Origin of the sequence: Acinetobacter sp. Tr-809 (assembly GCF_011753255.1) — a bacterium.
Taxonomy (GTDB): domain Bacteria; phylum Pseudomonadota; class Gammaproteobacteria; order Pseudomonadales; family Moraxellaceae; genus Acinetobacter.
Genome location: NZ_VWVZ01000011.1, coordinates 17,647 through 40,555, shown reverse-complemented (window position 1 = coordinate 40,555; position 22,909 = coordinate 17,647). Strand labels below are relative to the sequence as shown.

General features: G+C 41.4%; 24 protein-coding genes. 14 read left to right on the top strand and 10 right to left on the bottom strand.

Going from position 1 to position 22,909, the window contains the following annotated elements; genetic code table 11:
- Positions 1 to 332 precede the first annotated feature (332 nt).
- From rpmH to mnmE, 5 genes are all read left to right on the top strand, one after another.
- Positions 333 to 467, top strand: coding sequence for a 50S ribosomal protein L34 (gene rpmH / locus F3J02_RS18230; protein ID WP_000831329.1), 135 nt, complete (start codon positions 333 to 335; stop codon positions 465 to 467).
- A 27-nt stretch (positions 468 to 494) separates the two neighbouring features.
- On the top strand, positions 495 to 890 hold the full coding sequence (gene rnpA, locus F3J02_RS18225; RefSeq protein WP_004656857.1) for a ribonuclease P protein component: 396 nt from the start codon (positions 495 to 497) through the stop codon (positions 888 to 890).
- 9 nt (positions 891 to 899) lie between these two features.
- On the top strand, positions 900 to 1,223 hold the full coding sequence (gene yidD / locus F3J02_RS18220; RefSeq protein WP_004803336.1) for a membrane protein insertion efficiency factor YidD: 324 nt from the start codon (positions 900 to 902) through the stop codon (positions 1,221 to 1,223).
- 2 nt (positions 1,224 to 1,225) lie between these two features.
- Positions 1,226 to 2,986, top strand: a complete 1,761-nt coding sequence (yidC, locus tag F3J02_RS18215; protein WP_167251581.1) for a membrane protein insertase YidC — start codon at positions 1,226 to 1,228, stop codon at positions 2,984 to 2,986.
- A gap of 113 nt (positions 2,987 to 3,099) precedes the next feature.
- Positions 3,100 to 4,455: a tRNA uridine-5-carboxymethylaminomethyl(34) synthesis GTPase MnmE gene (mnmE, locus tag F3J02_RS18210; protein WP_167251579.1), complete on the top strand. Its 1,356-nt coding sequence runs from the start codon at positions 3,100 to 3,102 to the stop codon at positions 4,453 to 4,455.
- A 58-nt stretch (positions 4,456 to 4,513) separates the two neighbouring features.
- Here mnmE and F3J02_RS18205 read toward each other — a convergent pair whose 3' ends face one another.
- Entirely contained in the window at positions 4,514 to 5,701 is a 1,188-nt protein-coding gene (locus F3J02_RS18205) for a PilT/PilU family type 4a pilus ATPase (protein WP_167251577.1), read from the bottom strand.
- A 417-nt stretch (positions 5,702 to 6,118) separates the two neighbouring features.
- Between F3J02_RS18205 and F3J02_RS18200 the strand changes: the two genes are divergently transcribed.
- Positions 6,119 to 6,817 (top strand): DsbC family protein, encoded by a 699-nt coding sequence (locus F3J02_RS18200; RefSeq protein WP_167251575.1) that lies wholly within the window; start codon positions 6,119 to 6,121, stop codon positions 6,815 to 6,817.
- A 58-nt stretch (positions 6,818 to 6,875) separates the two neighbouring features.
- Here the strand turns inward: F3J02_RS18200 and F3J02_RS18195 are convergent, their stop codons facing one another.
- The 3 genes from F3J02_RS18195 to guaD form a co-directional block, all read right to left on the bottom strand.
- Positions 6,876 to 7,127 (bottom strand): GlsB/YeaQ/YmgE family stress response membrane protein, encoded by a 252-nt coding sequence (locus F3J02_RS18195; protein WP_167251573.1) that lies wholly within the window; start codon positions 7,125 to 7,127, stop codon positions 6,876 to 6,878.
- 232 nt (positions 7,128 to 7,359) lie between these two features.
- A complete protein-coding gene (gene hpt, locus F3J02_RS18190; RefSeq protein ID WP_005146279.1) occupies positions 7,360 to 7,890 on the bottom strand; it encodes a hypoxanthine phosphoribosyltransferase in 531 nt (176 codons plus the stop codon).
- Between the two features lie 226 nt (positions 7,891 to 8,116).
- Positions 8,117 to 9,433, bottom strand: a complete 1,317-nt coding sequence (gene guaD / locus F3J02_RS18185) for a guanine deaminase (RefSeq protein ID WP_167251571.1) — start codon at positions 9,431 to 9,433, stop codon at positions 8,117 to 8,119.
- Positions 9,434 to 9,620: 187 nt separating this feature from the next.
- Here guaD and F3J02_RS18180 point away from each other — a divergent pair, with 187 nt between their 5' ends.
- Together F3J02_RS18180 and F3J02_RS18175 are read left to right on the top strand one after the other, a co-directional pair.
- Positions 9,621 to 10,094 (top strand): hypothetical protein, encoded by a 474-nt coding sequence (locus F3J02_RS18180; RefSeq protein ID WP_167251569.1) that lies wholly within the window; start codon positions 9,621 to 9,623, stop codon positions 10,092 to 10,094.
- 93 nt (positions 10,095 to 10,187) lie between these two features.
- A complete protein-coding gene (locus F3J02_RS18175) occupies positions 10,188 to 10,736 on the top strand; it encodes a hypothetical protein (protein WP_167251567.1) in 549 nt (182 codons plus the stop codon).
- 56 nt (positions 10,737 to 10,792) lie between these two features.
- Here F3J02_RS18175 and F3J02_RS18170 read toward each other — a convergent pair whose 3' ends face one another.
- Genes F3J02_RS18170 through F3J02_RS18160 form a run of 3 tightly spaced genes read right to left on the bottom strand, consistent with a single transcriptional unit; the run spans position 10,793 to position 12,617 of the window.
- Positions 10,793 to 10,999: a hypothetical protein gene (locus F3J02_RS18170; protein WP_167251565.1), complete on the bottom strand. Its 207-nt coding sequence runs from the start codon at positions 10,997 to 10,999 to the stop codon at positions 10,793 to 10,795.
- 46 nt (positions 11,000 to 11,045) lie between these two features.
- Positions 11,046 to 12,206 (bottom strand): glutathionylspermidine synthase family protein, encoded by a 1,161-nt coding sequence (locus F3J02_RS18165; RefSeq protein WP_167251563.1) that lies wholly within the window; start codon positions 12,204 to 12,206, stop codon positions 11,046 to 11,048.
- A gap of 21 nt (positions 12,207 to 12,227) precedes the next feature.
- Entirely contained in the window at positions 12,228 to 12,617 is a 390-nt protein-coding gene (locus tag F3J02_RS18160; RefSeq protein WP_167251561.1) for a hypothetical protein, read from the bottom strand.
- 173 nt (positions 12,618 to 12,790) lie between these two features.
- Here F3J02_RS18160 and F3J02_RS18155 point away from each other — a divergent pair, with 173 nt between their 5' ends.
- Complete coding sequence (locus F3J02_RS18155) at positions 12,791 to 13,390, top strand: nucleotidyltransferase family protein (protein WP_167251559.1); 600 nt, start codon at positions 12,791 to 12,793, stop codon at positions 13,388 to 13,390.
- Positions 13,391 to 13,445: 55 nt separating this feature from the next.
- On the opposite strand, the gene F3J02_RS18150 is transcribed toward F3J02_RS18155, so the two are convergent.
- Positions 13,446 to 14,402 (bottom strand): TerC family protein, encoded by a 957-nt coding sequence (locus tag F3J02_RS18150; RefSeq protein WP_167251557.1) that lies wholly within the window; start codon positions 14,400 to 14,402, stop codon positions 13,446 to 13,448.
- 376 nt (positions 14,403 to 14,778) lie between these two features.
- Here F3J02_RS18150 and F3J02_RS18145 point away from each other — a divergent pair, with 376 nt between their 5' ends.
- Complete coding sequence (locus F3J02_RS18145) at positions 14,779 to 15,975, top strand: low temperature requirement protein A (protein WP_167251555.1); 1,197 nt, start codon at positions 14,779 to 14,781, stop codon at positions 15,973 to 15,975.
- A 52-nt stretch (positions 15,976 to 16,027) separates the two neighbouring features.
- Here the strand turns inward: F3J02_RS18145 and F3J02_RS18140 are convergent, their stop codons facing one another.
- A complete protein-coding gene (locus F3J02_RS18140; protein WP_167251553.1) occupies positions 16,028 to 16,945 on the bottom strand; it encodes a LysR family transcriptional regulator in 918 nt (305 codons plus the stop codon).
- A gap of 105 nt (positions 16,946 to 17,050) precedes the next feature.
- On the opposite strand from F3J02_RS18140, the gene F3J02_RS18135 reads away from it, so the two are divergent.
- From F3J02_RS18135 to F3J02_RS18120, 4 genes are read left to right on the top strand one after another with little or no spacing between them, the layout of a single operon-like run.
- The gene (locus tag F3J02_RS18135; RefSeq protein ID WP_167251551.1) at positions 17,051 to 18,280 is read left to right on the top strand and encodes an acyl-CoA dehydrogenase family protein; all 1,230 of its coding nucleotides are present in this window, start codon (positions 17,051 to 17,053) and stop codon (positions 18,278 to 18,280) included.
- A gap of 15 nt (positions 18,281 to 18,295) precedes the next feature.
- Positions 18,296 to 19,417: a phosphotransferase family protein gene (locus F3J02_RS18130; protein ID WP_167251549.1), complete on the top strand. Its 1,122-nt coding sequence runs from the start codon at positions 18,296 to 18,298 to the stop codon at positions 19,415 to 19,417.
- Positions 19,414 to 20,112, top strand: coding sequence for a histidine phosphatase family protein (locus F3J02_RS18125; RefSeq protein ID WP_167251547.1), 699 nt, complete (start codon positions 19,414 to 19,416; stop codon positions 20,110 to 20,112). Before F3J02_RS18130 ends, F3J02_RS18125 begins: the two co-directional genes overlap by 4 nt.
- A 19-nt stretch (positions 20,113 to 20,131) precedes the next feature.
- The gene (locus F3J02_RS18120) at positions 20,132 to 20,875 is read left to right on the top strand and encodes an SDR family oxidoreductase (RefSeq protein WP_167251545.1); all 744 of its coding nucleotides are present in this window, start codon (positions 20,132 to 20,134) and stop codon (positions 20,873 to 20,875) included.
- 510 nt (positions 20,876 to 21,385) lie between these two features.
- Here the strand turns inward: F3J02_RS18120 and mpl are convergent.
- Complete coding sequence (gene mpl / locus F3J02_RS18115; RefSeq protein ID WP_167251543.1) at positions 21,386 to 22,747, bottom strand: UDP-N-acetylmuramate:L-alanyl-gamma-D-glutamyl-meso-diaminopimelate ligase; 1,362 nt, start codon at positions 22,745 to 22,747, stop codon at positions 21,386 to 21,388.
- Positions 22,748 to 22,909 lie beyond the last annotated feature (162 nt).

Sequence of the window (22,909 nt, the reverse complement as noted above, 5' to 3'; positions counted from 1 at the left end):
TAAAATTTGAATTTACTTATAGGGTTCACTCAAATTGTGGATAACTGAGCATATCGAAATTTAAATTCAAAATCCAAGAATTAAATTTAAATCAGAAGGTGAATTGTTGATAAGCTTGTTTGTAAGCTGTGAATATAGACGAATACTGATATTATTTAAATAGATAGCTTGTGTATATTTTTTGTTTTCAATAAAAGCCTATAACGGTGAGCAGCTTTATTGCTTCAAAACAGAACAAACAAAATGTAAAGTTTTTGATTTTTCATTGACAGCGTAAACATTGCGCAATAAAATCGCGGACCTTTATAGAAAGATCATTTTGGAGTTTCGAAATGAAACGTACTTTCCAACCATCTGAATTAAAGCGTAAACGCGTTCATGGTTTCCGCGCTCGTATGGCTACTAAAGCAGGTCGTCAAGTTTTAGCTCGTCGTCGTGCAAAAGGTCGTCATAGCTTAACTGTTTAATACTGTTAAGCTGACCAGACTTGGGTGATGACACTTTACAGTTTCGGCACTGAATCTCGTATTCGTTGTGCCGCTGATTATAAAAGTGTATTTGATGGTGCGCTTTTTAAAGTGCATCAGCCCCATTTCCTTTTTTTAGCAAAATTAACCGAACAGCCGAAAAGCCGTTTGGGTATTGTCGTTGCTAAAAAAAAGGTGCGTCGTGCACATGAACGAAATCGAATAAAACGTCTTGCTCGGGAGAGCTTTCGTTTACATCAAGCGCAATTTAATGCTGATATCGATATTGTGGTGATGCCTAAAGTAGGTATAGAAGCAATCGCAAATCAAGAATTACATCAACAATTAGATTTTGCTTGGCAAAAATTACAACGCTTAGCAAAGAAACATTCCAAAGTCGTTGTGACATCCCTCCAAAATTAGAGATCTCCAATGGTACGTTTACTGCATTGGTTGATAAGATGTTACCAAATCGCAATTAGTCCATTATTGGGTCCTCGTTGTCGCTATATTCCCACTTGTTCGCAATATGCAATCGAAGCGTTGCAGACACATGGCGCGGTCAAAGGTGTATGGCTATCGACTAAGCGAATTTGCCGTTGTCATCCTTGGGGTGGATCAGGCTATGATCCTGTGCCTCGTAAAGCACTTCGTTTTATTTCGTTTCATCAAATAGATTCTCAAATGCATCACGTTGCTGTACCCTTTCGTGATCGTTTATTCAAGCAAAATCTCTCTAACCATTTGGGATTATAGATATGCAACAATGGGCCAGATTTGCAATTCTTGGAGCCATGTTTGTTACCGCATATTTGCTTATTTTGGCTTGGCAAAAAGATTATGGTCATGCTGCACCAGCACCGCAACAACAAGCGGCTGCTGTGACTGCACATGAAGTATCTGCAGATTTGCCAAATGCTCAAAATGCAACAGCGGCTTCAGACGTGCCACAAGCAAATGTGACTGCATCACAAGCCACAGAACATAATACATCTGTGAGTCAGCAACTGATTTCAGTACAAACTGATCTTTATCATCTTTGGATCAATCCAAAAGGTGGTGATATCGTCCGTATTGAATTGTTAAGCCATGATGAAAGCAAAGACAGTGATAAACCGTTTGTCATGCTGGAAAGTGATGCGAAACGTACCTACGTCGCTCAATCTGGTTTAATTGGTTTAAATGGACCGGATAGCAGCCGTGGCGGTCGTCCAATGTATGATGTTGAAAAAACAGCATATACCTTGGCAGATGCGAAAAGCGTTGCGTCGAAAGATGGTAAAACACAGCAAGTGTTGACTGTGCCGTTGGTATTTAAAACACCTGAAGGTGTGGAAGTGATCAAATCGTTCACCTTCACGCAAGGCGATTATCCAATTACCGTTAAACACCAAGTCGTTAACCGTAGTCAGCAAAACTGGCAAGGTCAAATGTTTGGTCAGTTAAAGCGTGATAATTCGGATGACCCAGGCAAGTCTTCACAAGGTATTTTCACCTTGGGAACCTATCTTGGTGGTGCTTGGGGTACACCAGAAGCACATTATAACAAGTTGAAGTTCGCCAATTTTAATGATGAAAAATTAAATGTTGAAGCCAAAGGCGGCTGGGTTGCCATGGTTCAGCATTATTTTGTGAGCGCATGGATTCCTGGGAACTTAAAACTTACTCAGGCCGATGGTCAGCCATATAATGCAAAATTAGAGTCACGTCAGTCTACGGACGGCATGAATATCATGGGCTTCACCTCTCCAGTGATCAATGTACCTGCAGGTACGTCAATGGAAGTGGATGCTAAACTGTATTCAGGTCCAAAAATCCAATCTGAACTCAAAGACTTAGCTGCTGGTTTAAACCAAACTGTGGATTATGGTTGGTTATGGCCAATTGCTAAATTATTGTTCTTGGGCTTGCAATTTTTCCATAACATTATCGGTAACTGGGGCTGGTCAATTATCTTATTGACGATCTTAGTGAAGTTGATTTTATGGCCACTTTCTTCAAAAAGTTATCGTTCGATGGCGAAAATGCGTGTGATTGCACCAGAAATGCAACGCATGAAAGAAGAATTTGGCGAAGACCGCATGCGTTTCTCTCAAGAAATGATGGCACTTTATAAGCGTGAACAAGTTAACCCATTGTCTGGTTGCTTGCCATTGCTATTACAAATGCCAATTTTCTTAGCGTTGTACTGGGTATTGATGGAATCTGTTGAACTCCGTCATGCACCATGGTTAGGTTGGATTCAAGACTTATCTGCGATGGATCCATGGTTCATCCTGCCGTTGATCATGGGTGTGACTATGTTTGTTCAGCAAATGTTGAACCCACAGCCAACTGATCCTATGCAGGCAAAAGTATTCCGTATCATGCCAATCATGTTTACGGTATTCATGTTGTTCTTCCCAGCAGGCTTAGTACTTTACTGGATCGTCAACAACAGTATTACCATTTTGCAGCAATGGTTTATTAACAAAGGTGTCGAAAAAGACCGTCTCAACAAGGTTGAGCCGAGCGCTTAAGTTCGAACTTTTACTGAATAAATCCGCTTAAGATGGTAATCTTAGGCGGATTTTTCTTTGGCTGTATTTAGGGTTAGCAATTCCATAACCCGCTCGTTTTAGGTGAATTTAACATGCAACATCAAACCACTATTGCTGCGATTGCTACCCCATTAGGTCGTGGTGGTGTGGGGGTGATTCGACTCTCTGGACCGAAAGCCTATGCAATAGCGGAGCAACTGACCCAGAAAAAACTTCCTGCTGCACGCATGGCTGGTTTTCGTCAGTTTTGTGATGCTGATGGCTCTGTGATGGATGAAGGCATTGTATTATGTTTTCCAAATCCTCACTCGTTTACTGGTGAAGATGTGGTGGAATTACAGGGACATGGTGGTCCAGTCATTCAAAATGCTTTGCTGGCACGCTTACTTGATTTAGGCGCTACTGCTGCAAAAGCGGGTGAATTTTCCATGCGTGCTTTTGAAAATGGCAAAATGGATCTGGTTCAGGCCGAAGCGATTGCCGATTTGATTGATGCGACATCACAAGCTGCTGCTCGTTCGGCAGTTCGTTCTTTACAAGGTGCTTTTTCCACCAAGATTAATACCGTTTTAGAAAAGTTGATTCACTTACGTCTGCATGTTGAAGCCGCGATTGATTTTCCAGAAGAAGAAATTGATTTTCTTGCCGATGGTAAAATTTTAGCCTTGCTGGATGATGTACAAGACTCCGTTCAAGCGGTACAGCAGTCTGCACGTCAAGGCCAATTGCTACGCGAAGGGTTACAGGTGGTGATTGCTGGTAAGCCGAATGCCGGTAAATCTAGCCTATTAAACGCGCTTGCAGGTCATGAGCGTGCCATTGTGACCGATATTGCGGGGACTACCCGTGATGTGTTGCATGAAAAGATCAGCCTCAATGGCTTGCCGATCACCTTAACTGATACCGCTGGTTTGCGTGAAACTGGGGATATCGTGGAGCAAGAAGGGATTCGTCGTGCGATCAAGGAAATTGAACAGGCAGATTTATTGCTGTTGGTCTATGACTTAAATCAAGGTGATGAACCTTTGCAATTGGCACATGAATATTTTGCAGAGCATCTTGAGCCAAAACGTTTGTTATTGATTGGCAATAAATGCGATTTAACGGGTCAAGATGCTACGTTAAGCGATTATCAGGGCTTCCGTCATATCAGTGTTTCTGCAAAACAGGATATGGGGGTTCAAGCGCTCATAGAGGCGATTACAGCGCATGCTGGCTTCCAACCCGAAGAAGATACCTTTATTGCCCGAACGCGTCATTTAGACGCAATGAAGCGCACTCAGCGCTATCTAGCAGAAGCACGTGAGCAACTCGTTGTGTTTAATGCGGGTGAATTGGTGGCTGAATCACTGCGTCTGGCTCAGAATGCACTGGGTGAAATTACTGGTGATTTTAGTGCCGATGACTTGCTTGGTAAGATTTTTGGTTCATTCTGTATTGGAAAATAATGAATTAAATCAAATATTAATGGCTTGGATTGTATTTTAATCCAAGCCATTTTTTCTATCACTGATCTTCAGTTTGTTGTTCGTCTTCTGGCTTTTCTTCTTGTACCACATTTAACGCAGTCATCATCGCAACGGGCGCGCCTTCTTGGCGAGTACTTTTTAGCTTGATCTGTAAGCGCAATTCATTGACTGAATCTGCATTGCGTAAAGCCTCATCGTAGCTAATCGCGCCTTCGTTATACAGCTCAAATAAAGCTTGGTCGAAGGTCTGCATGCCGAGTTCGCGCGATTTGCTCATAAGCTCTTTCAGTGCATGGAACTGCCCTTTAAGAATGTTGTCTGCAACTAATGGAGTATTTAACAAAATTTCAATTGCGGCACGACGTCCTTTACCATCTTGGGTGCGTACCAAACGCTGCGAAATAATCGCTTTCATATTGGATGAAAGATCCATCAGTAACTGATTGCGACGCTCTTCTGGGAAAAAGTTAATAATTCGATCCAAGGCTTGGTTGGCATTGTTGGCGTGTAATGTGCCTAAGCAAAGATGACCTGTTTCGGCAAAGGCAATCGCGTGTTCCATGGTTTCAGTATCACGGATTTCACCAATCAGAATCACATCAGGCGCCTGACGTAGCGTGTTTTTCAAGGCATGTTGCCATGAATGGCAATCAACCCCCACTTCACGATGGGTAATCATCGATTTTTTATGTTTATGCACATATTCCACTGGATCTTCAACGGTAATGATATGCCCTGCTGAGTTTTCATTACGATGGTCAATCATGGCAGCTAATGAGGTCGATTTACCTGAACCCGTTCCTCCAACAACCAAAACCAAGCCACGCTTTTCCATAATCACATTTTTTAATGATTCTGGTAGTTTTAATTTTTGAAAGGTTGGAATTTCTGAGGTAATGGTACGAATAACCATGCCAATTTGCAGCTGTTGTTTAAATACATTAACCCGAAAACGGGAAACATTGGGCACATTAATCGCAAAATTGCATTCCCATTCTGTTTCAAATTCTTGGCGTTGTTTTTCATTCATTAAACTATAGGCAAATAGCTTGGTTTTGTCTGCGGTTAAGGTTTGTTGCCCTAAAGGTCGCATTAGGCCTTGTAGCTTAATGCTTGGTGGGAAATCTGCTGTGATAAATAAATCTGATCCCTCATATTCCACTACTTTGCTGAGCATATGGAACATAAAGGTTTTAGCTTCTTCTAATAATTCCGCATTATACATTGATTTACCTAACCTTTTTAAATGAAACGGTGTTCAGTACTGACTCAGATAATCCAAGAAGATAAACATAGACCTATTGCTTTAAAATGAAAACAGCAATGGACCATCTGCTATGCAATCAAGTCTAATGATCACGACTTAGTCAGTGGGCTGAATTATTCCAAAAAGCCATGTATTGATCTATATACTTGTTAAAATTATTAAATAATTATCAATATGATGTGTGAAAATTGTCTTGTTTTTACGCAATAGATCATCGGCTCAGTGATTTTTAACGTAATTTGACAGCATTAATCGATGTTCCACGTGAAACATCGCTAGTGTTGGTTGGGTTTTGGTTGTTGCTGAGTAAGCTAAGCTGTTTGTAATGATTCGACTGATTACAATAGCCGCTGATTTTAAAGTTGAGTGTCTGTCATGTTAAAAAAAATTGGGATGTTCTCATTACTCAGTTGCATTTCTGCAATGAGTTTTGCCAACGTAGAAAGCTTAAAAAGCAATTTAAATAAGCAATATCCCAATATTCAAGTGACCAATATCCAAGCCACAGAGATGGCTGGTCTGTACAGCGCTAGTTTAGATAATCAGATTATTTACTTGGATGAAAACGCACAACACATGTTTGTGGGTTCAATGGTCCGTCTAAAAGATCAAAAGAATCTCACCAAGGACTTAGTCCTCAAGCAAAACTCAATTGAATGGAAACAGCTACCTTTTAAAGATGCGATTAAAACCGTCAAAGGCACTGGAAAGCGTGAACTAGCAGTATTTTCAGACCCCAATTGTCCATATTGTAAAAAACTAGAAGAGGAACTGGATAAGCTGAATGATGTCACGATTTATACCTTTATGTATCCTTTAAAAGCACAATCGATCGCGGTTTCAAAGTCCGTTTGGTGTGATACCAACCAAGCTTATGCCTGGAAAAATTTGTTGCAGAAAAATGTGCAGCCTAAAGAAAAAAGCTGTGCCAATCCAATTGAACGTAACCTTGAGTTAGGACGTAAACTTGGGGTTGACGGGACGCCTACTTTGATCTTTGGAAATGGTTTAAAAATGGTGGGCGGACGTAGTGCTGAAGAAATTCAAATGATTTGGAAAGAATTAGGCCTATAGATTTATGAAGAACAACTCCCAATTCATTGCTAAAAATGAATTGGGAGCCTTGAACGGTTTAGCTTTTTTTAGTGACCAATTTATAAATAAATAAAATAATCACAGCACCAAGTACGGAAGCAATAAAACCTGCTGCCGAATTCTCAGCATATAAGCCCAGTAAGCGACCGCCATAAGTAGCGAGTAATGAACCTGCGATACCTAATAAGGTCGTTACAATAAAACCAGCTTTGTCATCGCCCGGGTGTAATGCCCGTGCAATTAAACCAGCAAAAAAACCAACAACAATCGCTACAATTAGAGACCACATTATCTTTTCTCCTTGTTTTATCAGCAGTATTTCTTAATATCCTGCTTGATTTAGGCTTACTTTGTCTGTAGTGGATTGCCTAGTTATGTCGTATTTTTGTGCATTCTTTAGCAGGGTTTGTTTAATATTAGCCAATAAAAAAGGTGCCCGAAAGCACCTAAAGTAAGAGCGATATTCAGCCCATTACATACGTTATAAGCAGCGAAGAAATATCAACGATGTTGTTTATAAATTAAAGACCAATCTCACCGATAAAAGGCAGATGGCGATACTTTTGATCAAAATCTAAACCATAACCTACAATAAAACGGTCTTCGACTTCAAAACCTAAGAATTTTACTTCTAAAGGAATTTCACGGCGTGATGGTTTGCTTACTAATGTACAGAGTTCAATTGAGTTTGGATTACGGGTTTTAAGCATCTCTACCACTTTGCTTAAAGTGTTACCTGAGTCGATAATATCTTCAACCACAAGTACATCTTTACCGTGAATTTCACCATCAAGATCTTTGAGGATTTTGACGTCACGTGATGAAATAGTCGTGCCATTGACGTAACTAGAAACAGTCATAAAATCGAGTTCGTGTGGCTTTTCAATTGCACGGCATAAGTCTGCCATAAAAATAACTGACCCACGCAATAAGCCAATCAATACCAGTTCTTTATCACTTTGAGCATAGTGTGCATTGATTTTTTCGCCAAGTTCTTTCACTTTAGCTTGAATCTCTTCACTTGAAATCATAATGCGCATTGCAATGGTCATCGGTAGATTCCTAACACTTTAAAAATTGGAAAAATAAAAAAGGTGTTGACCTGCAACACCTCGAAAACTTGAGCTAATGTGGGAATTTTAAAACAAAATCACATTTCATGCACCTTTTGATGATGAAGAATATGTATCATTTTGAGATAAGCGACTGTCACGTTTTAACAGAACAGCGCAACCGATGGCCAATATGATCCACCCAAGTCTTTGTTTGTTTAAAGGTTTAGCTTTGGCTATAGGCTTTTTGTCCATAAATATAAGTTGCCTCAATATTTCGATCATCACCCATAGTGAATAAGGCGAATAGGCTGTCATCAATCGACTTTGAGCGTGACTGACGTAGTTGCTGCAACGCCGTAGCTTTCAGATTCAATACGACAAAATCAGCTTCTTTACCGACGTTGAAGTTACCGAGTTTATCATCGAGATCCAAGGCTTTTGCTCCACCCAATGTCGCATGGTAAAGCGATTCAAAAGCAGAGAGCTTATCACCTTGTAACTGTTGTACTTTGTAGGCTTCATTGACGGTTTGTAACAGGCTAAACGAGGTCCCTGCCCCAACATCTGTGCCCAAGCCGACTTTAACTTGCTGTTCCCAAGTTTTGTTCAATGGAAATAAACCACTACCCAAGAATAGGTTTGAGGTTGGACAGAAAGCAATCGCAGAGTCTGTGTCATGCATACATTTCCATTCAGCATCTTCCAAATGTACACAGTGTGCGAACACCGAGCGTTGGCCAGTTAAACCATAATGATGATAAACATCTAAATAACCCTTTTGCTCAGGGAATAAGTCTTTAGCCCATGCAATTTCATCTTTGTTTTCGCTTAAATGGGTATGTACATACACATCTGGGAATTGTGCTTTGAGCTGTCCTGCTTTTTCGAGTTGTTCAGGTGTAGATGTCGGAGCAAAACGTGGCGTAATCGCATATAACGCACGACCTTGACCATGCCATTTCTCAATCAGTGCTTTAGAGTTATCATAAGCGCTCTCTGCGGTATCACACAGTGCTTCTGGAGCATGACGATCCATCATCACTTTACCTGCAATTAAGCGCATCTGGTGCTGTTCTGCAGCTTCAAATAGGGCATCAACAGACTCTGGATGCACGGTGCAAAATACCAGTGCCGTGGTGGTCCCATTTTTCAGTAGTTCATTGACAAAAAACTTGGCAATTTCTTGCGCGTAAGCTTTGTCTTTGAATTGGATTTCAGTTGGGAAGGTATAGGTATTTAACCAGCTGAGCAATTGTTCGCCGTAGGCACCCACCATCTCGGTTTGTGGAAAGTGAATATGCGTATCAATCATTCCTGGAATGATCAATTGCTCTGGATAATGCTGAATTTCAACGTTTGTAGGCAGATAGGCTTGAGCATCGTTCCAAGTGCCAAACCAGCGAATTTTACCTTGTTCAGTGATGAGCACACCATCTTCGATATAGCGAACTTGGTCGGCAATTTCTGCAGCCTGAGAAACGGTTTTTTGAATATCTAAGAAGCGACCACGAATCACCGTGATTGGAGTAGCCAAAGTCATAACAACCTACAATTTTACTTTTTTCGATTGATTGTACCCGATTTTGTCGAACTTACTGGATTAATCGCCTAATTAAAGCCACTAAAGCGTGTATAAATGTGAGTAATGGATTGAATCAATTCACTTTACTTTTGAGTGGAAATGAGTAAATTGTCAGCAATAATGATACTTCTTGAGAAAAATACACATGTATTATTGGAATACCAAAGCTTTGGCACATGAGTTGGCTGAAGATACTTTAAGTAAACAACATTATAAGAATTATTATCTTGCGGCGGCATTGGTGGTCAGTGTGGTGTACTACTACGGTATGTATTCGCCTTATTATGATGTCCGTGTGATTGGTATTGAAGCTGCTTTAACCCTTGTGATTATGGTTCTTGGGATCCAACGTACGTATCAGGCCAATGGTGGTGATCAAGGTATTCATTTCTTGAATCGGATCACAGCGTTATCCTTTCCGATTTTAATGCAGACGACGGTGGCGGGCATTGTATTTGGTGTTGTGCTGTTGGCGATTTATCAATATTTTGCTTTAGCACAGACTGCATTTGAGATGTGGTATGAGTGGTGTATTTCGGCTTTTACGATTTTTCTGCAAATCTTGTTTTTTACTCGCTTGGCTGCGTATATGAAACGTGTGGCAGCACATACGATTTAAGTTATAGGTCAATATTTAAACCAGCATTTGATGCTATCAATAACATTGAAACTACATCAGATATTCGTTGCAGACTGCCGTTAATAGATCAATATGTCCAAGGTTCAACTCGCATTCAAGCATGGATTTAACGTTTTTCACAATACTGCTGTTTTACTGGAAGAAATGAAACAGCAATTTGCAACTGCATGGATATTATTTGAATATATCGATGCTGAGGGCAAGCTAAGGCAAAGCTTCGCGCTGATAGAGTGTATTGTGGATGACATCAATGCCGCTAAAAATGAGACTTTTCTGAGCTATCATTCCAAAGATGTTTTATCAGAAGAACTTGTGGCTTTTGATGAGGATGAGCATCAAATTCTCTGTTATAAAATTCTTGCAAAAGAACAGTTTGATGTTGATGAACTAGCATTTTTCCAATGGGAAAATGATGTACAGCTTGATGGCAAGCTCTTGTATTTTTATCTTCCCAAAGAAAATTCTACTGATAAAAAGGGTCGTGTTTTTTTAGGTTGGGCTGATTTTGAACATCGTCCAGCTCATTTAGAGGTATATACCAGTTACTGTACTCAACTGGTTGATATAAATGAATATCAAGGAGATATATATTGGGGGTATGTTCCTTTTTTGGACGTTTAATTGGAGCGACAAATTTCCAAGGATTTACATTTTAGTAAATCCTTGTGAAAAAAGAATCAAGATTTCTGTTTACCTAGCATATTGTACATCGCTGCTCCCCAAGCCAAGCCTAGTAGGATGCTGATGACAAGCAAAGCTGTGATAGAACCGAATGGAACCGTATTATTTCTAATATGTACTTGTAAGAAATAATAAAGAAAAGCAAAAGAAGGTCCAAAGCCTAAACCACCTTTCAGTAGTATCCATTTATATTTTTCGTTCACCTGATGACTCAACTGTAATAATCTAAGTTACTGTGAAATAAATATTTTATTCCACAAAATAATGTGCGGCAAAATGGGCATCATTGCCAATGATGTCATAGCAGTCTTCTCGAATTGACATCCCCGCACATTGGTGTCCAACCATCCATAAGCCTAGCGTCGGTAATTGACCCGAAAATGATGGTGTATCTACCCATTTTTGCACCACATAGCCGTATTTATCATAGTCTTCAAAATAAAAGCTTCCCGAAGCAGCACCTTGATCTTGGCCATCTTGCAACACCCGAATATTTGCCCCTTCCCTTGCTAAAATTGGCTTTTTCACCCATTTACCAGACAAGGTTTGCTGTGGGTCAAACTGGTGTGTCTCGACCAATAACGGATGATTTGGATAGCGTTTCCAGAGTTCGACTAAAATCGCTTTATTGGAGAGCAACATTTTCCAGCAGGGTTCAATCCATTGTGTGTGAGGGTTGAGGTATTGGGAGAAAGATTCTTCCCAAATCCATTCCCATGGATAAAGCTTAAATAGGTTGTGAATAGGATGGTTGTTTAAATCAACAAAACCTTGCCCATTCCATCCAATATTCTCCATTGAAAGTTCAGAGACCTGTAAATGGGCTTGAAAGGCAGTATCCATTAAATATTCTAGATTGCCCCAATCCTCACGGCCTGCTTCCTGACATGCAGCAAAATGGACGTGGCTGCCACGTGGCAGAATGGTTTTCCAACGTTTGATCAGGTCTTCATGGATACTATTAAACTGATCTCGATTGGGAATACCTGAAACTTGTTCGATCCAAAGCCATTGCGCTACAGAGGCTTCGAGTAAACCCGTTGGGGTATCGGCATTGTATTCCAGCATTTTGATGTTGCGGCCATCATAAGCGAAGTCAAAACGTCCATAGAGCATGGGTGCATTTTGCTGCCATGATTGTTCAATATGTGCGATTGCTGCATGTGGAATCTGAAAATAATCGGGATAATTACCGCGCTGAATCAGATCGCCTACAACCGATAAGCACATTTGATGTAATTCATTGGCAGCATCTTCAAGCTGTTCAATTTGCTTTAAGCTAAATTCATAAGCAATGCCTTCAGACCAATAGATCGAACCATCGAGCGAAGGTAAATTAAAATAATCAAAGCCAATATTTTGGTGTTCAATCTGCCAGTCTGTGCGTGGAGTCAGTATTTTTCTTTTCATCTTGTATATCAGTTTTTGGAGTTAACCACCAAAGGAAAAGCCACCGCGACCAAAGCCGCCACGAATTGGGGAAGAAGCTGAAGAACTTTTGGCTGTGGTAGAAATGGAAGGTTGTCCCACACTGAGATTGGTACGTGGGCGTAAGTTATTGCCACGGAAAGAAACTTCGCGGTTATTTTGATAGTATTGTGGTCCTAGATAGCGACCTGAACCAAAGCCACCATAATAACGAACACCAGCACTTGAACCTCCACTCCCTGAGCTATTTTCTTCCTCGCAGGTTTCGGTATTCCAGTCTGTAGCGCAGTCGTATTGGTTGTTATAAACATCTTGTACCAATGGTCCATCATTATGGCTACATGCTGTTAATAATAATGGTACGACGACTAGGTTAATTTTTTTAGAACGCATGAGACCCCACTCATTTTAATGGACATGTTCGATAGCAATGTGCGAACAGCCCTTGTCTTATTATGTTTCTGATTAGGAAAGCCGACATATCATATTGATCTACGGTTTCAAAGTACAGAGTACTCAGGCATGATTATGTGTGGATTCAATAAATATATGCAGCTGATCGAAGCATGAAAAATACACATGAGTATTATCAATCGATCCTTTTCGAGTTGATTACTCACACCTCTGTACTGTTTACAATATTGCAGACATTATCTCATTCACATCCGCAAGCCTATTTAAGCGCGGGTGTGCTTCGAAATATGGTGTGGACCTATTTACATGGTCAATCTTTTGAACTGAACAATAGCGATATTGATGTGATTTACCATCATGCATTGGAAATAAATCACAACAGACAAAGCACATTACAGCAAGAATTAGCAAGGCTTTTTCCTGAACAACAATGGGATGTGGTCAATCAAGCTTTGGTACACACATGGTATTGCAAAGAAAATGGTGAAAGGATTCAGCCTTTAGCATCGATTGAACACGCCTTATTGCTATGGCCCGATACAGCAACAGCTATTGCGGTACGCTTAAATGTATCAGGAGAGCTGGAATTGATTGCACCGTTTGGTTTGCAGGATTTATTTGAATTAAAACTGCGCTGGAATCCAGCACTGGTGAGTTATGCGACTTTTAAAGATCGTGTTGCGGCTAAACAATGGTTACAGCAATGGCCAAAATTGCAATTGGTTGATCCTCCAATCAAGCCCAAAATCTGAACTGGTCTGCATAAAAAAGGGTCTTCAATTGAAGACCCTTTTTATATTAAGTTGCTTATTGAACTTGATTTTTATTATGACGTAAAGATAGATAAGCGGTAATGCTTAATACCAGTACGATAAAGCCTAATGAGATCCAGATTGGCATATGGAATACATCGAGCAATAACATTTTCGCACCAATGAACAATAAGATAATGCCTAAGCCATATGGTAAGTAATGCATTTTACTTGCAGCACCTGCCAACAAGAAGAACATTGCACGTAAGCCTAAAATTGCCATTAAGTTTGCAGTTAAGACAATGAACGGATCACTGGTAACAGCGAAAATCGCAGGAATAGAATCTACCGCGAAAATAACATCAGATGCTTCAACCAATATCAAGACTAAGAATAATGGCGTTGCCCACAACACACCGTTCTGACGAACGAAGAAGTTATTACCATGCAGTTGTGGTGTGATACGCATGTGTTTGCGTAACCATTTCAACAGCTTGATATCTTCAATATTGGTGTCTTCTTCATCTTGTCCTTTCAGGAACTTAAAGCCCGTGTAGACCAAGAACGCACCGAAGATATACAGCACCCAAGAGAACTCTTGTACGAACCAAGCACCAATAAAGATAAAGATGGTTCTTAGGATGATCGCGCCCAATACACCATAAAGCAGGATTTTACGTTGAAATGCAGGTGGAATCGCAAACGCTGCGAAAATCATCAGCCAGACAAAGACGTTATCAATTGCCAGCGATTTTTCCAGTAGATAACCTGCAAAGTATTCCATGGTTTTTTGGTTCGCAATGGTTGCTCCTACGGTTTGTTGTAGGTAGAACCATAAACCACCACCAAAGATCGTTGCGACTGTCACCCACGCAATGCTCCAGTAAGCTGCTTGTCGAATAGGAACATCTTGGTCTTGTTTTTGTTTAAAGCCTAAAAAGTCGATCAGCAGCATGACTGTGACGAGGCCGAAGAACACGACATATAGCCATAAATTACCGATAGTTTCCATCACAACTCCCTATCTGGCAAATGGACATAAAAAAACCTTGACCAGTTGCCAGATGAATTAATACACCTGTTTCAACATGATCAAGGTCTTGCCTACATCACGATTGATCGTGATGCTCAGAGTCCGACTTTTTGCAAAGTGTAATGACGAAACTCTGACACCTAAGCTGTTTGTGACTTAGGTTTGGAGGAGGCTACTCCCCTTGTCAAATTCTGTATGGATAATGCTATCCAAAGATGAGCATAGAATTACATAAATAATCGATTTAAGCAAATTTTCAATGCATAAATTTTAAGCATTTTTATGATCGAGGTGATAGGTAAATTCATGAAGATCGATTAAGTTAACCTTTAAGGTATTATTCCGAGAATAAGAGATGAGTGCTGAAAAAAATCAAAATAAAACACGAAAATTATTTGTTCCCCGTGATCCTGAAGAAGCCCATCGTGCGGCTACACCTTTAGAACTGTTATTTGACCTGATTTTTGTAGTGGCAATTGCAACCGCAGGACAGCAACTTCATCACGCAATCATTGAAGGTCATTTATGGCACGCTATGCCGACCTATTTTATGGTGTTTTTTGCCTTGTGGTGGGCGTGGATGAATTTCACATGGTTTGCTTCAGCCTATGACAATGATGACACACTGTATCGCTGTTTGACCTTTGTGCAAATTGTTGGATCATTGGTGATGGCGGCAGGTATCCCCGCGGTTTTCCAAGAACATAATTTCGATGTGATTATCATTGGTTATGTGATTATGCGTTTGGCTTTAGTGACACAATGGATACGTGTCGCAAAACATGATCCCGTACGAAAGGTGACAGCGTATCGATATGCAATCGGGATTGTCATGGTGCAGCTGGGATGGTTGATTGGAAATTTCAGCGCCATTCATATGACCCCTTTGCTGTTCCTCATTTTAGTTGTTGCTGAGTTAGTAGTGCCCCTGTATGCCGAAAAACATGCAGTAACGCCTTGGCATCCACATCATATTGTTGAGCGTTATGCATTACTCACCATCATCGTATTGGGCGAATCCATCATTGGCAGTTTTGCGGCAACGCAGGAAGCTTTTTCCAATCATGACGTGAATTTTAAGGAAATCTTTTTAGTCATTGGTGGTCTTTTGATGATGTTTGCAATGTGGTGGGTCTACTTTGACCGCAGCCATCATCACCATCAACGTCGTGGGGTGCAGCCTTTTTTATGGGGCTATGGTCATTTTTTTATCTTTATTAGTATTGCGGTATTAGGTGCAGCATTAGCCGCCGCTGTCGATGTTTCAACCCAACATGCCCATATTTCCAGTCAAATGATGGGATGGCTGATTGCTGCCTGTTTGGCGATTTATAGTACCTATATTTGGTTGTTTTATGAGGCATTTTATTTATCAGGATGGCGACGTTGGCTTTATCCAGTCACAGTTCTGATCCTCTTCTTGATTCCATTGTTGTTTGCCGATATTGGTTATATCGTTTTTGCGATGGCAGTGATTTATATCCTTCGTCTTCTCATTTCCAAAGTGTATTTGATGAAATGGAGTGATGAGCAGATGGCATCCAGTAAATAATCAAAGCACGGGATTGCGAGAACAAGCGAGAAACAAGATAAACTCGCTTGTTTTAAGCAAAAATCTTTAGAATTTCAGCACGTAAAAATTGATGGCGAGGATTGTGTTTGACGTGTTCATGCCAATACATGCCCATATTGATTTTTGGTAATTCGATGGGCAATGCGTGAATATTCAGATTTTCAGCATAGTGTAGGTGTTTGAGGATACTTTGCGGAATGGTCAATATCGCATTTGGATATTGAGCCAAAACTTGTAATGCAGTTGAATAATGCTGGCAACGTAGGAAAATTTGTCGAGACAGTTGTTGTCGATTGAGATAAATATCTTCTAATAATAGACCTGTACGCCGTGATGACACCCCAATATGGGGTGATGATAAATACAGCGATAAATCCATGTCTTGTTGTTGGGTACAGACCACAAAATGGTCTTCAATCAGATTTTCAAACTGTAAATGATCTTGATGTGGTTGTACCAGATCAATCACAAAATCAATTTGCTGCGCAGAGAGATCTGCCAGCATATTTTTACGATCCAATTTAGAACTCAAAAACTGGATATTTAGGTTCAGCTGGGCAAAATGATTGACCAATTCAGGAAAAATAATCGGCTCAATTTCATCGTGAATAGCAATTTTCAGATTTTGCAGCATATTCGGAACAAAATCGTGCTGAGGGACTGCAATTCGCTGAATCGTTAGTAATGCAGTTTGAATCGGCTGATAAATCTGTTCAGCATAAGGTGTGGGTAACATCTTTTGTCCGCTGCGGACAAATAGCTCATCGCCTAATTGAGTTCTTAAGCGCTGTAAGGCATGGCTGACAGCAGATTGGCTGATACAGAGTAATTGAGCTGCTTTTGAAATACTGTTTTGCTCAAAAATGGCAATAAAAAGCGGATACAGATTAATATCAATGCGATGGAAATTACCCACTTCGAGTGGATTGGTATTATGAATCTGATTCATAGTTTTGAATAAAATAAAATCATTTCATTCATAATAAATTTTCACTTATGGTGATGTAAAGCTGCGAATCAATATTCGCCATATTTTACATTGAGGGAACTGATGATGTTTGCATTATCTGAGCGCGCACAGGATTTTATTACACGAACAAAAGCCTTTATCCAACAAGAAATTGAGCCGATTGAAAAAGCATTTTGGGATGAAGTGCATCATCTCAATGTTGATGGTGACTGGACCAAATGGCAATGGCCTGAACAATTACAACAATTGAAAGATAAGGCAAAAGCGGCTGGCTTATGGAACATGTTCTTGCCTGATGCTGAGCTTGGTGCAGGTTTATCGGTTCAGGAATATGCACATATTGCCGAGCTCACCGGACGTAGCTTACTTGCACCCACCGTATTTAACTGTAATGCACCAGATAGCGGCAATATGGAAGTATTGTGGCGCTATGGCAGTGAGGCGCAAAAACAGCAATGGCTACAGCCCCTACTCGCTGGTGAAATCCGTTCAGTATTCTGTATGACGGAGCCTGCAGTGGCGTCCAGTGATGCCACCAATATGCAAGCCACTGCCGTGATTGAGGGTGATGAGATCGTCTTGAATGGCCGTAAATGGTGGTCATCAGGCTTAGGTGATCCGAATGCCAAAGTGATTATTTTCATGGCCTATACCCCTGACCCTAACAAAGACCGTCATCATCAACATTCAATGGTACTGGTTCCGATTGAAACGCAAGGTTTGACGATAGAAAGAATGTTGCCTGTGTTTGGCGATTACGATGCGCCGCATGGGCATGGACAGGTCAGTTTTGACAATGTACGTGTCCCAGTCAGCAATTTTATTGGTGGTGCTGGACAGGGTTTTGAAATTGCTCAAGGTCGTTTAGGGCCTGGACGTATTCATCATTGCATGCGTTGTATCGGTGCTGCTGAAAAAGCCTTGGAGCTGATGATTGATCGTGGCATGTCACGCAAAGCTTTTGGTAAAGAAATTCTTAAACTGGGCGGTAATTTAGAACGTGTGGCTGATGCACGTGTGCAGATCGATCAAGCTCGCTTATTAACGCTATATGCCGCTTATAAGATGGATACCTTAGGCAATATGGCTGCACTCACAGAGATTTCTGCAATTAAAGTGGTTGCACCGACGGTATTACAAAACGTGGTGGATATGGCGATTCAGATTCATGGTGGTGAAGGTGTTTCACGGGATACGCCACTGACTGCATTTTTCAATCAAGCGCGTAGTTTACGTTTGGCCGATGGACCAGATGAGGTTCACAAAGGCATGATTGCCAAATTAGAACTGAAAAAACGTGGCTATGGCCGTTAATAAGGATAAAAGCAAATGGCAGTAATTGATATTGGTGGTCAGGTTCGTCACGGTGAAGAACTGGATATTGCAGCGGTTGAAACTTGGTTAAAAAAACAAGGTGTGGATCTGCAAGGACAGGCACAAGTGACCCAATATTCAGGGGGTGCATCGAATTGGACCTATCGTTTGCGGTATGACAATACAGACCTTATCTTGCGTCGTCCACCCAAAGGTACCAAAGCCAAATCAGCGCATGATATGGCGCGTGAATACAATGTGCAGAAGCATCTTGCACCGTTCTACCCGGTCCTGCCTGAAATGATTGCGCTGTGTCAGGACGAGAGTGTGATTGGTTGTGATTTCTATGTGATGAAGCGGATCGAAGGGATTATTCCGCGTGCCAATTTACCCAAAGAATTACAACTGGATGAGCAGCAAGTACAGCAACTGTGTCTAAATGTTTTGGATAAATTGATAGAACTACATCAGGTGCCTTATCAAGGTACAGCAATGGAAAAGTTGGGCAAAGGCGACGGCTACTGCCGCCGTCAGGTTGAGGGCTGGGATGCGCGCTACACTAAAGCACTGACGCCAAATGTGCCTGATTTTGCTTTTGTGCGTGAATGGTTGCTGCAACATATCCCTGCCGATGCTAAAACTTGCGTGATTCATAATGACTGGCGTTTTGATAATGTCATTTTAGATCCACAACAACCGACTAAAGTGATTGGGGTGCTGGATTGGGAAATGGCAACACTCGGTGATCCATTGATGGATCTAGGTAGTGCACTCGCCTATTGGATTCAAGAGGATGATGATGCTTTGATGAAATCCAGCCGTCGTCAACCGACCAATTTAAAAGGTATGCTGACGCGGCAACAGGTGGTCGATTATTATCTGGAAAAAACAGGTCTAAAGCCTGACAACTGGGCATTTTATGAAGTGTTTGGTTTGTTCCGCTTAGCGGTGATTGCGCAACAGATCTATTATCGTTATTACCATCAACAAACCGATAATCCAGCCTTTAAAGATTTTTGGATCATGATTCATGCCTTACATATTCGGGCTTTAAAACTGATTGCACAAAACAATCCACAAGCACGACAATTGATTGCTGAATATGGGGCAAAACTACAGGATATTTTAAAACGATGACCACAATTTATTTGGTACGGCATGGGCAAGCCTCATTTGGTGCTGCAAGTTATGATCAGCTTTCAGCCAAAGGTGAACAGCAGGCACAGGCCGTCGGTGATTTTTTTAAAAAAACTCTGAAGCAAGTGCCACTGATTGTGGCGGGTTCTATGCAGCGTCATCAGCAAACGGCACAACTGGCCTTAGCGCAAAGTTTTCAGGATGCATCGATTCAAACAGAGTCAGCATGGAATGAGTTTGATCATCAACAGGTGTTTGCTCAATACGAACCACGCTTTAATCAACCTGAACTATTGAAGCAGGATGCTGAATTGATGGCTAATCCACGTGCTTATCTCGCCAAAATCTTTGATGGCGCGATTGATCGCTGGATTGGAGAGCAATATGACCATGAATATCATGAAACATGGTTAGGCTTTCAATCGCGTGTAGAAAGTGCTTTGCACGGTTTATGTCAGCACATTGATGCCACACAACCACGTCAGGCGGTAGTATTTAGTTCAGGTGGAGTCATCTCGGTGGCGGTCGGTCAGGTTTTGGGACTGAATCCCAAACAGATTTTTGCACTGAATTGGTCGATTGCCAATGCCAGTATTACCACGTTGCGTTGGACGGATGGTCGTTTGCAACTACTCAGTTTCAATGAGCATCATTATTTAAAAGCGCGTGATGCTGAACTTTTAACATGGATTTAAAAAATTATAGGTGGCAGGCATGGCAAAGACGATTTTAATTACAGGTGCAAGTTCGGGTTTGGGCGCAGGTATGGCGCGTGAATTTGCCGCTAAAGGCTACAATCTTGCACTGTGTGCAAGACGTCTAGAGCGTCTAGAAGGCTTACAACAAGAGTTGCAAGGTCAGTTTTCGATTCAGGTGGGTATTAAGACGCTGGATGTGACCCATTACGATGATGTGTTTACGGTTTTTAAAGCCTTCCAGCAAGAGTTTGGGACAATTGACCGTATTATTGTCAATGCGGGTGTCGGTGAAGGCCGCCGTATTGGTAAGGGGCATTTTGAAGTGAACCGCGCTACTGCTGAAACTAACTTTATTTCTGCGCTGGCGCAGTGTGAAGCAGCGGTTGAAATCTTTAGAGCACAGAATAAAGGCCATTTGGTGGTGATTTCTTCCATGAGTGCAATGCGTGGTTTACCTAAGCATTTGTCGACCTATGCTGCCAGTAAAGCAGCAGTGGCGCATTTGGCGGAAGGTATTCGTGCAGAATTATTGGATACGCCAATTAAAGTCTCAACGATTTTCCCTGGTTATATTCGTACCGAGTTGAATGAGGGTGCCAAGAAATTACCATTTGAAGTGGATGAGAAAACGGGAAGTAAGGCTCTGGTGAAGGCGATTGAGAAGGAACCCGTGAAGGCGTATGTGCCGCAGTGGCCGTGGTTGCCAATGGGGATTGCAATGAAGATTCTGCCGTTGAAAATTGTGAATAAACTGAGTTGATTTAAATGGTTATAGCGGAGTCTTACTATGGTCTCATTTTTAATTTTAGACTAAGCCACTACGTCTTGCACTTCAGTTGAAATATATTTCAACTTCGTTCAGGCTCGACCTACTTTTCTTTCGGGAAAAGTAGGCAAAACCTGAGGTACGAATAGTAAAGATTAATAATCTTTGCCGTACCGCAAGGTAAAAGCTCTGCTTGAGCAATAAACTACGCTCTTTGTTTGTCTTGCACTAGCCCAAAGCTTTAAGCGCTTTGGTTAGCTCAGGTTGTGGATGACGTTTACGCGTATCATCTTTCTTGTCGAACTCAGATTAAATTAATTTCTTGCTGATATTTACTATTGTGACGGCGGCATGGATGCCGCCAGTTTGGCAGGGGTCACATGGATGTACCCTCTGCCAAACAAAGGATTTTTGCTTACTTTTCATCCCTGAAAAGTGAGATATGCCTATACAAAGGGTATAGGTTTTTTCCTAATAAATGAGGCCGTGCAATACCTGTATTTACTAAGACAAAGCCCTAATCAACTTTTGGTGTAAACCACCAAAACCACCATTGGACATGATCACCACAGCATCGCCCTCACCTGCTTCATTCACCACACGGGCAATGATGTCATCTAAAGAACGGCTGACTTCTGCCTTGTTTGATGATGCCGAGATTACAGGTTGTAGATCCCAATCCAAGCCTTCTGGCTGATACCAAATCACTTCATCTGCTAAACGAGCTGAATGCGCTAAACCATCTTTATGGCTGCCCATACGCATGGTGTTAGAGCGTGGTTCAATGATTGCCCATAACTTGCGCTCACCTAAACGTTTACGTGCGCCGTCGAGTGTGGTTTCAATCGCAGTTGGGTGGTGGGCAAAGTCATCATAGACTTCGATGCCACGCACCGTGCCTAACAGCTCCATACGGCGTTTAACACCACCAAAGTTAGATAAAGCTTCACAGGCTTGTACAAGGCTGACACCAACGTGTTGTGCAGCAGCAATGGTTGCTAACGCATTGGCAACACTATGTTGTCCAGTCATGTTCCATTTCACTTCACCAACTACTTCGCCGTGTTCAAGCACTTTAAAGTGGCTACCATCAGCACTGATTAACTCAGCAGATAAAGCTGCTTGATCACTCGGCTCTAGGCTGGTACGAACCACGGGTGTCCAGCAGCCTTGTTGCAACACTTCATCAATATTGGTTTCAGTAATTGGCGCAATAATACGACCTTCGCTTGGAATGGTACGGACTAAATGATGGAATTGTTTTTGAATCGCGGCAAGGTCATCAAAGATGTCTGCATGGTCAAATTCAAGGTTGTTTAAAATCGCTGTTTTAGGGTGATAGTGAACGAACTTAGAACGCTTATCGAAGAATGCAGAATCATACTCATCCGCTTCAACACAGAAATATTTTCCGCCACCTAATCGCGCGCTTTCGCTAAAACCAAGTGGTACACCACCAATCAAGAAACCTGGATTTAAACCTGCTTGATCAAGAACCCAAGCCAGCATAGTGGTGGTGGTGGTTTTACCGTGTGTACCTGCGACACCTAGTACATGTTTGCCTTGGAGTACATGATCTGCCAAGAATTGTGGACCAGAAATATAAGGAAGGCCTTCATTCAGCATATATTCAATCGCATCAATACCACGTTTCATGGCATTGCCGACAATCACAAGATCAGGATGCGGTTGCAAGTGGCTACGGTCATAGCCCTGCATCAATTCAATACCTGCATTTTCAAGTTGAGTCGACATTGGTGGATAAACATTGGCATCTGAACCTGTGACTTTATGTCCTAAATCTCGTGCGAGTAGAGCCAATGACCCCATAAATGTGCCACAAATACCCAAAATATGCAGATGCATAACGCGCCTTCTCCACTGCTTTTCATACAGCACTGATATCGTATGTATGATTGTCGTTATCAATAAAAATCAAACGCAACGATAGCAAGGCTTGCATGGAAAAGATAGTCAAAATTCGTTGTTGTTGTTTACTTAAAATGATGCAGATAGATGCTAATATTT

Bases quoted from the DNA above. Each gene is read 5' to 3' on its own strand.
- rpmH (WP_000831329.1), top strand. From the start codon at position 333: ATGAAACGTACTTTCCAACCATCTGAATTAAAGCGTAAACGCGTTCAT.
- rnpA (WP_004656857.1), top strand. From the start codon at position 495: ATGACACTTTACAGTTTCGGCACTGAATCTCGTATTCGTTGTGCCGCT.
- yidD (WP_004803336.1), top strand. From the start codon at position 900: ATGGTACGTTTACTGCATTGGTTGATAAGATGTTACCAAATCGCAATT.
- yidC (WP_167251581.1), top strand. From the start codon at position 1,226: ATGCAACAATGGGCCAGATTTGCAATTCTTGGAGCCATGTTTGTTACC.
- mnmE (WP_167251579.1), top strand. From the start codon at position 3,100: ATGCAACATCAAACCACTATTGCTGCGATTGCTACCCCATTAGGTCGT.
- F3J02_RS18205 (WP_167251577.1), bottom strand. From the start codon at position 5,701: ATGTATAATGCGGAATTATTAGAAGAAGCTAAAACCTTTATGTTCCAT.
- F3J02_RS18200 (WP_167251575.1), top strand. From the start codon at position 6,119: ATGTTAAAAAAAATTGGGATGTTCTCATTACTCAGTTGCATTTCTGCA.
- F3J02_RS18195 (WP_167251573.1), bottom strand. From the start codon at position 7,127: ATGTGGTCTCTAATTGTAGCGATTGTTGTTGGTTTTTTTGCTGGTTTA.
- hpt (WP_005146279.1), bottom strand. From the start codon at position 7,890: ATGACCATTGCAATGCGCATTATGATTTCAAGTGAAGAGATTCAAGCT.
- guaD (WP_167251571.1), bottom strand. From the start codon at position 9,433: ATGACTTTGGCTACTCCAATCACGGTGATTCGTGGTCGCTTCTTAGAT.
- F3J02_RS18180 (WP_167251569.1), top strand. From the start codon at position 9,621: ATGTATTATTGGAATACCAAAGCTTTGGCACATGAGTTGGCTGAAGAT.
- F3J02_RS18175 (WP_167251567.1), top strand. From the start codon at position 10,188: ATGTCCAAGGTTCAACTCGCATTCAAGCATGGATTTAACGTTTTTCAC.
- F3J02_RS18165 (WP_167251563.1), bottom strand. From the start codon at position 12,206: ATGAAAAGAAAAATACTGACTCCACGCACAGACTGGCAGATTGAACAC.
- F3J02_RS18160 (WP_167251561.1), bottom strand. From the start codon at position 12,617: ATGCGTTCTAAAAAAATTAACCTAGTCGTCGTACCATTATTATTAACA.
- F3J02_RS18155 (WP_167251559.1), top strand. From the start codon at position 12,791: ATGAAAAATACACATGAGTATTATCAATCGATCCTTTTCGAGTTGATT.
- F3J02_RS18150 (WP_167251557.1), bottom strand. From the start codon at position 14,402: ATGGAAACTATCGGTAATTTATGGCTATATGTCGTGTTCTTCGGCCTC.
- F3J02_RS18145 (WP_167251555.1), top strand. From the start codon at position 14,779: ATGAGTGCTGAAAAAAATCAAAATAAAACACGAAAATTATTTGTTCCC.
- F3J02_RS18140 (WP_167251553.1), bottom strand. From the start codon at position 16,945: ATGAATCAGATTCATAATACCAATCCACTCGAAGTGGGTAATTTCCAT.
- F3J02_RS18135 (WP_167251551.1), top strand. From the start codon at position 17,051: ATGTTTGCATTATCTGAGCGCGCACAGGATTTTATTACACGAACAAAA.
- F3J02_RS18130 (WP_167251549.1), top strand. From the start codon at position 18,296: ATGGCAGTAATTGATATTGGTGGTCAGGTTCGTCACGGTGAAGAACTG.
- F3J02_RS18125 (WP_167251547.1), top strand. From the start codon at position 19,414: ATGACCACAATTTATTTGGTACGGCATGGGCAAGCCTCATTTGGTGCT.
- F3J02_RS18120 (WP_167251545.1), top strand. From the start codon at position 20,132: ATGGCAAAGACGATTTTAATTACAGGTGCAAGTTCGGGTTTGGGCGCA.
- mpl (WP_167251543.1), bottom strand. From the start codon at position 22,747: ATGCATCTGCATATTTTGGGTATTTGTGGCACATTTATGGGGTCATTG.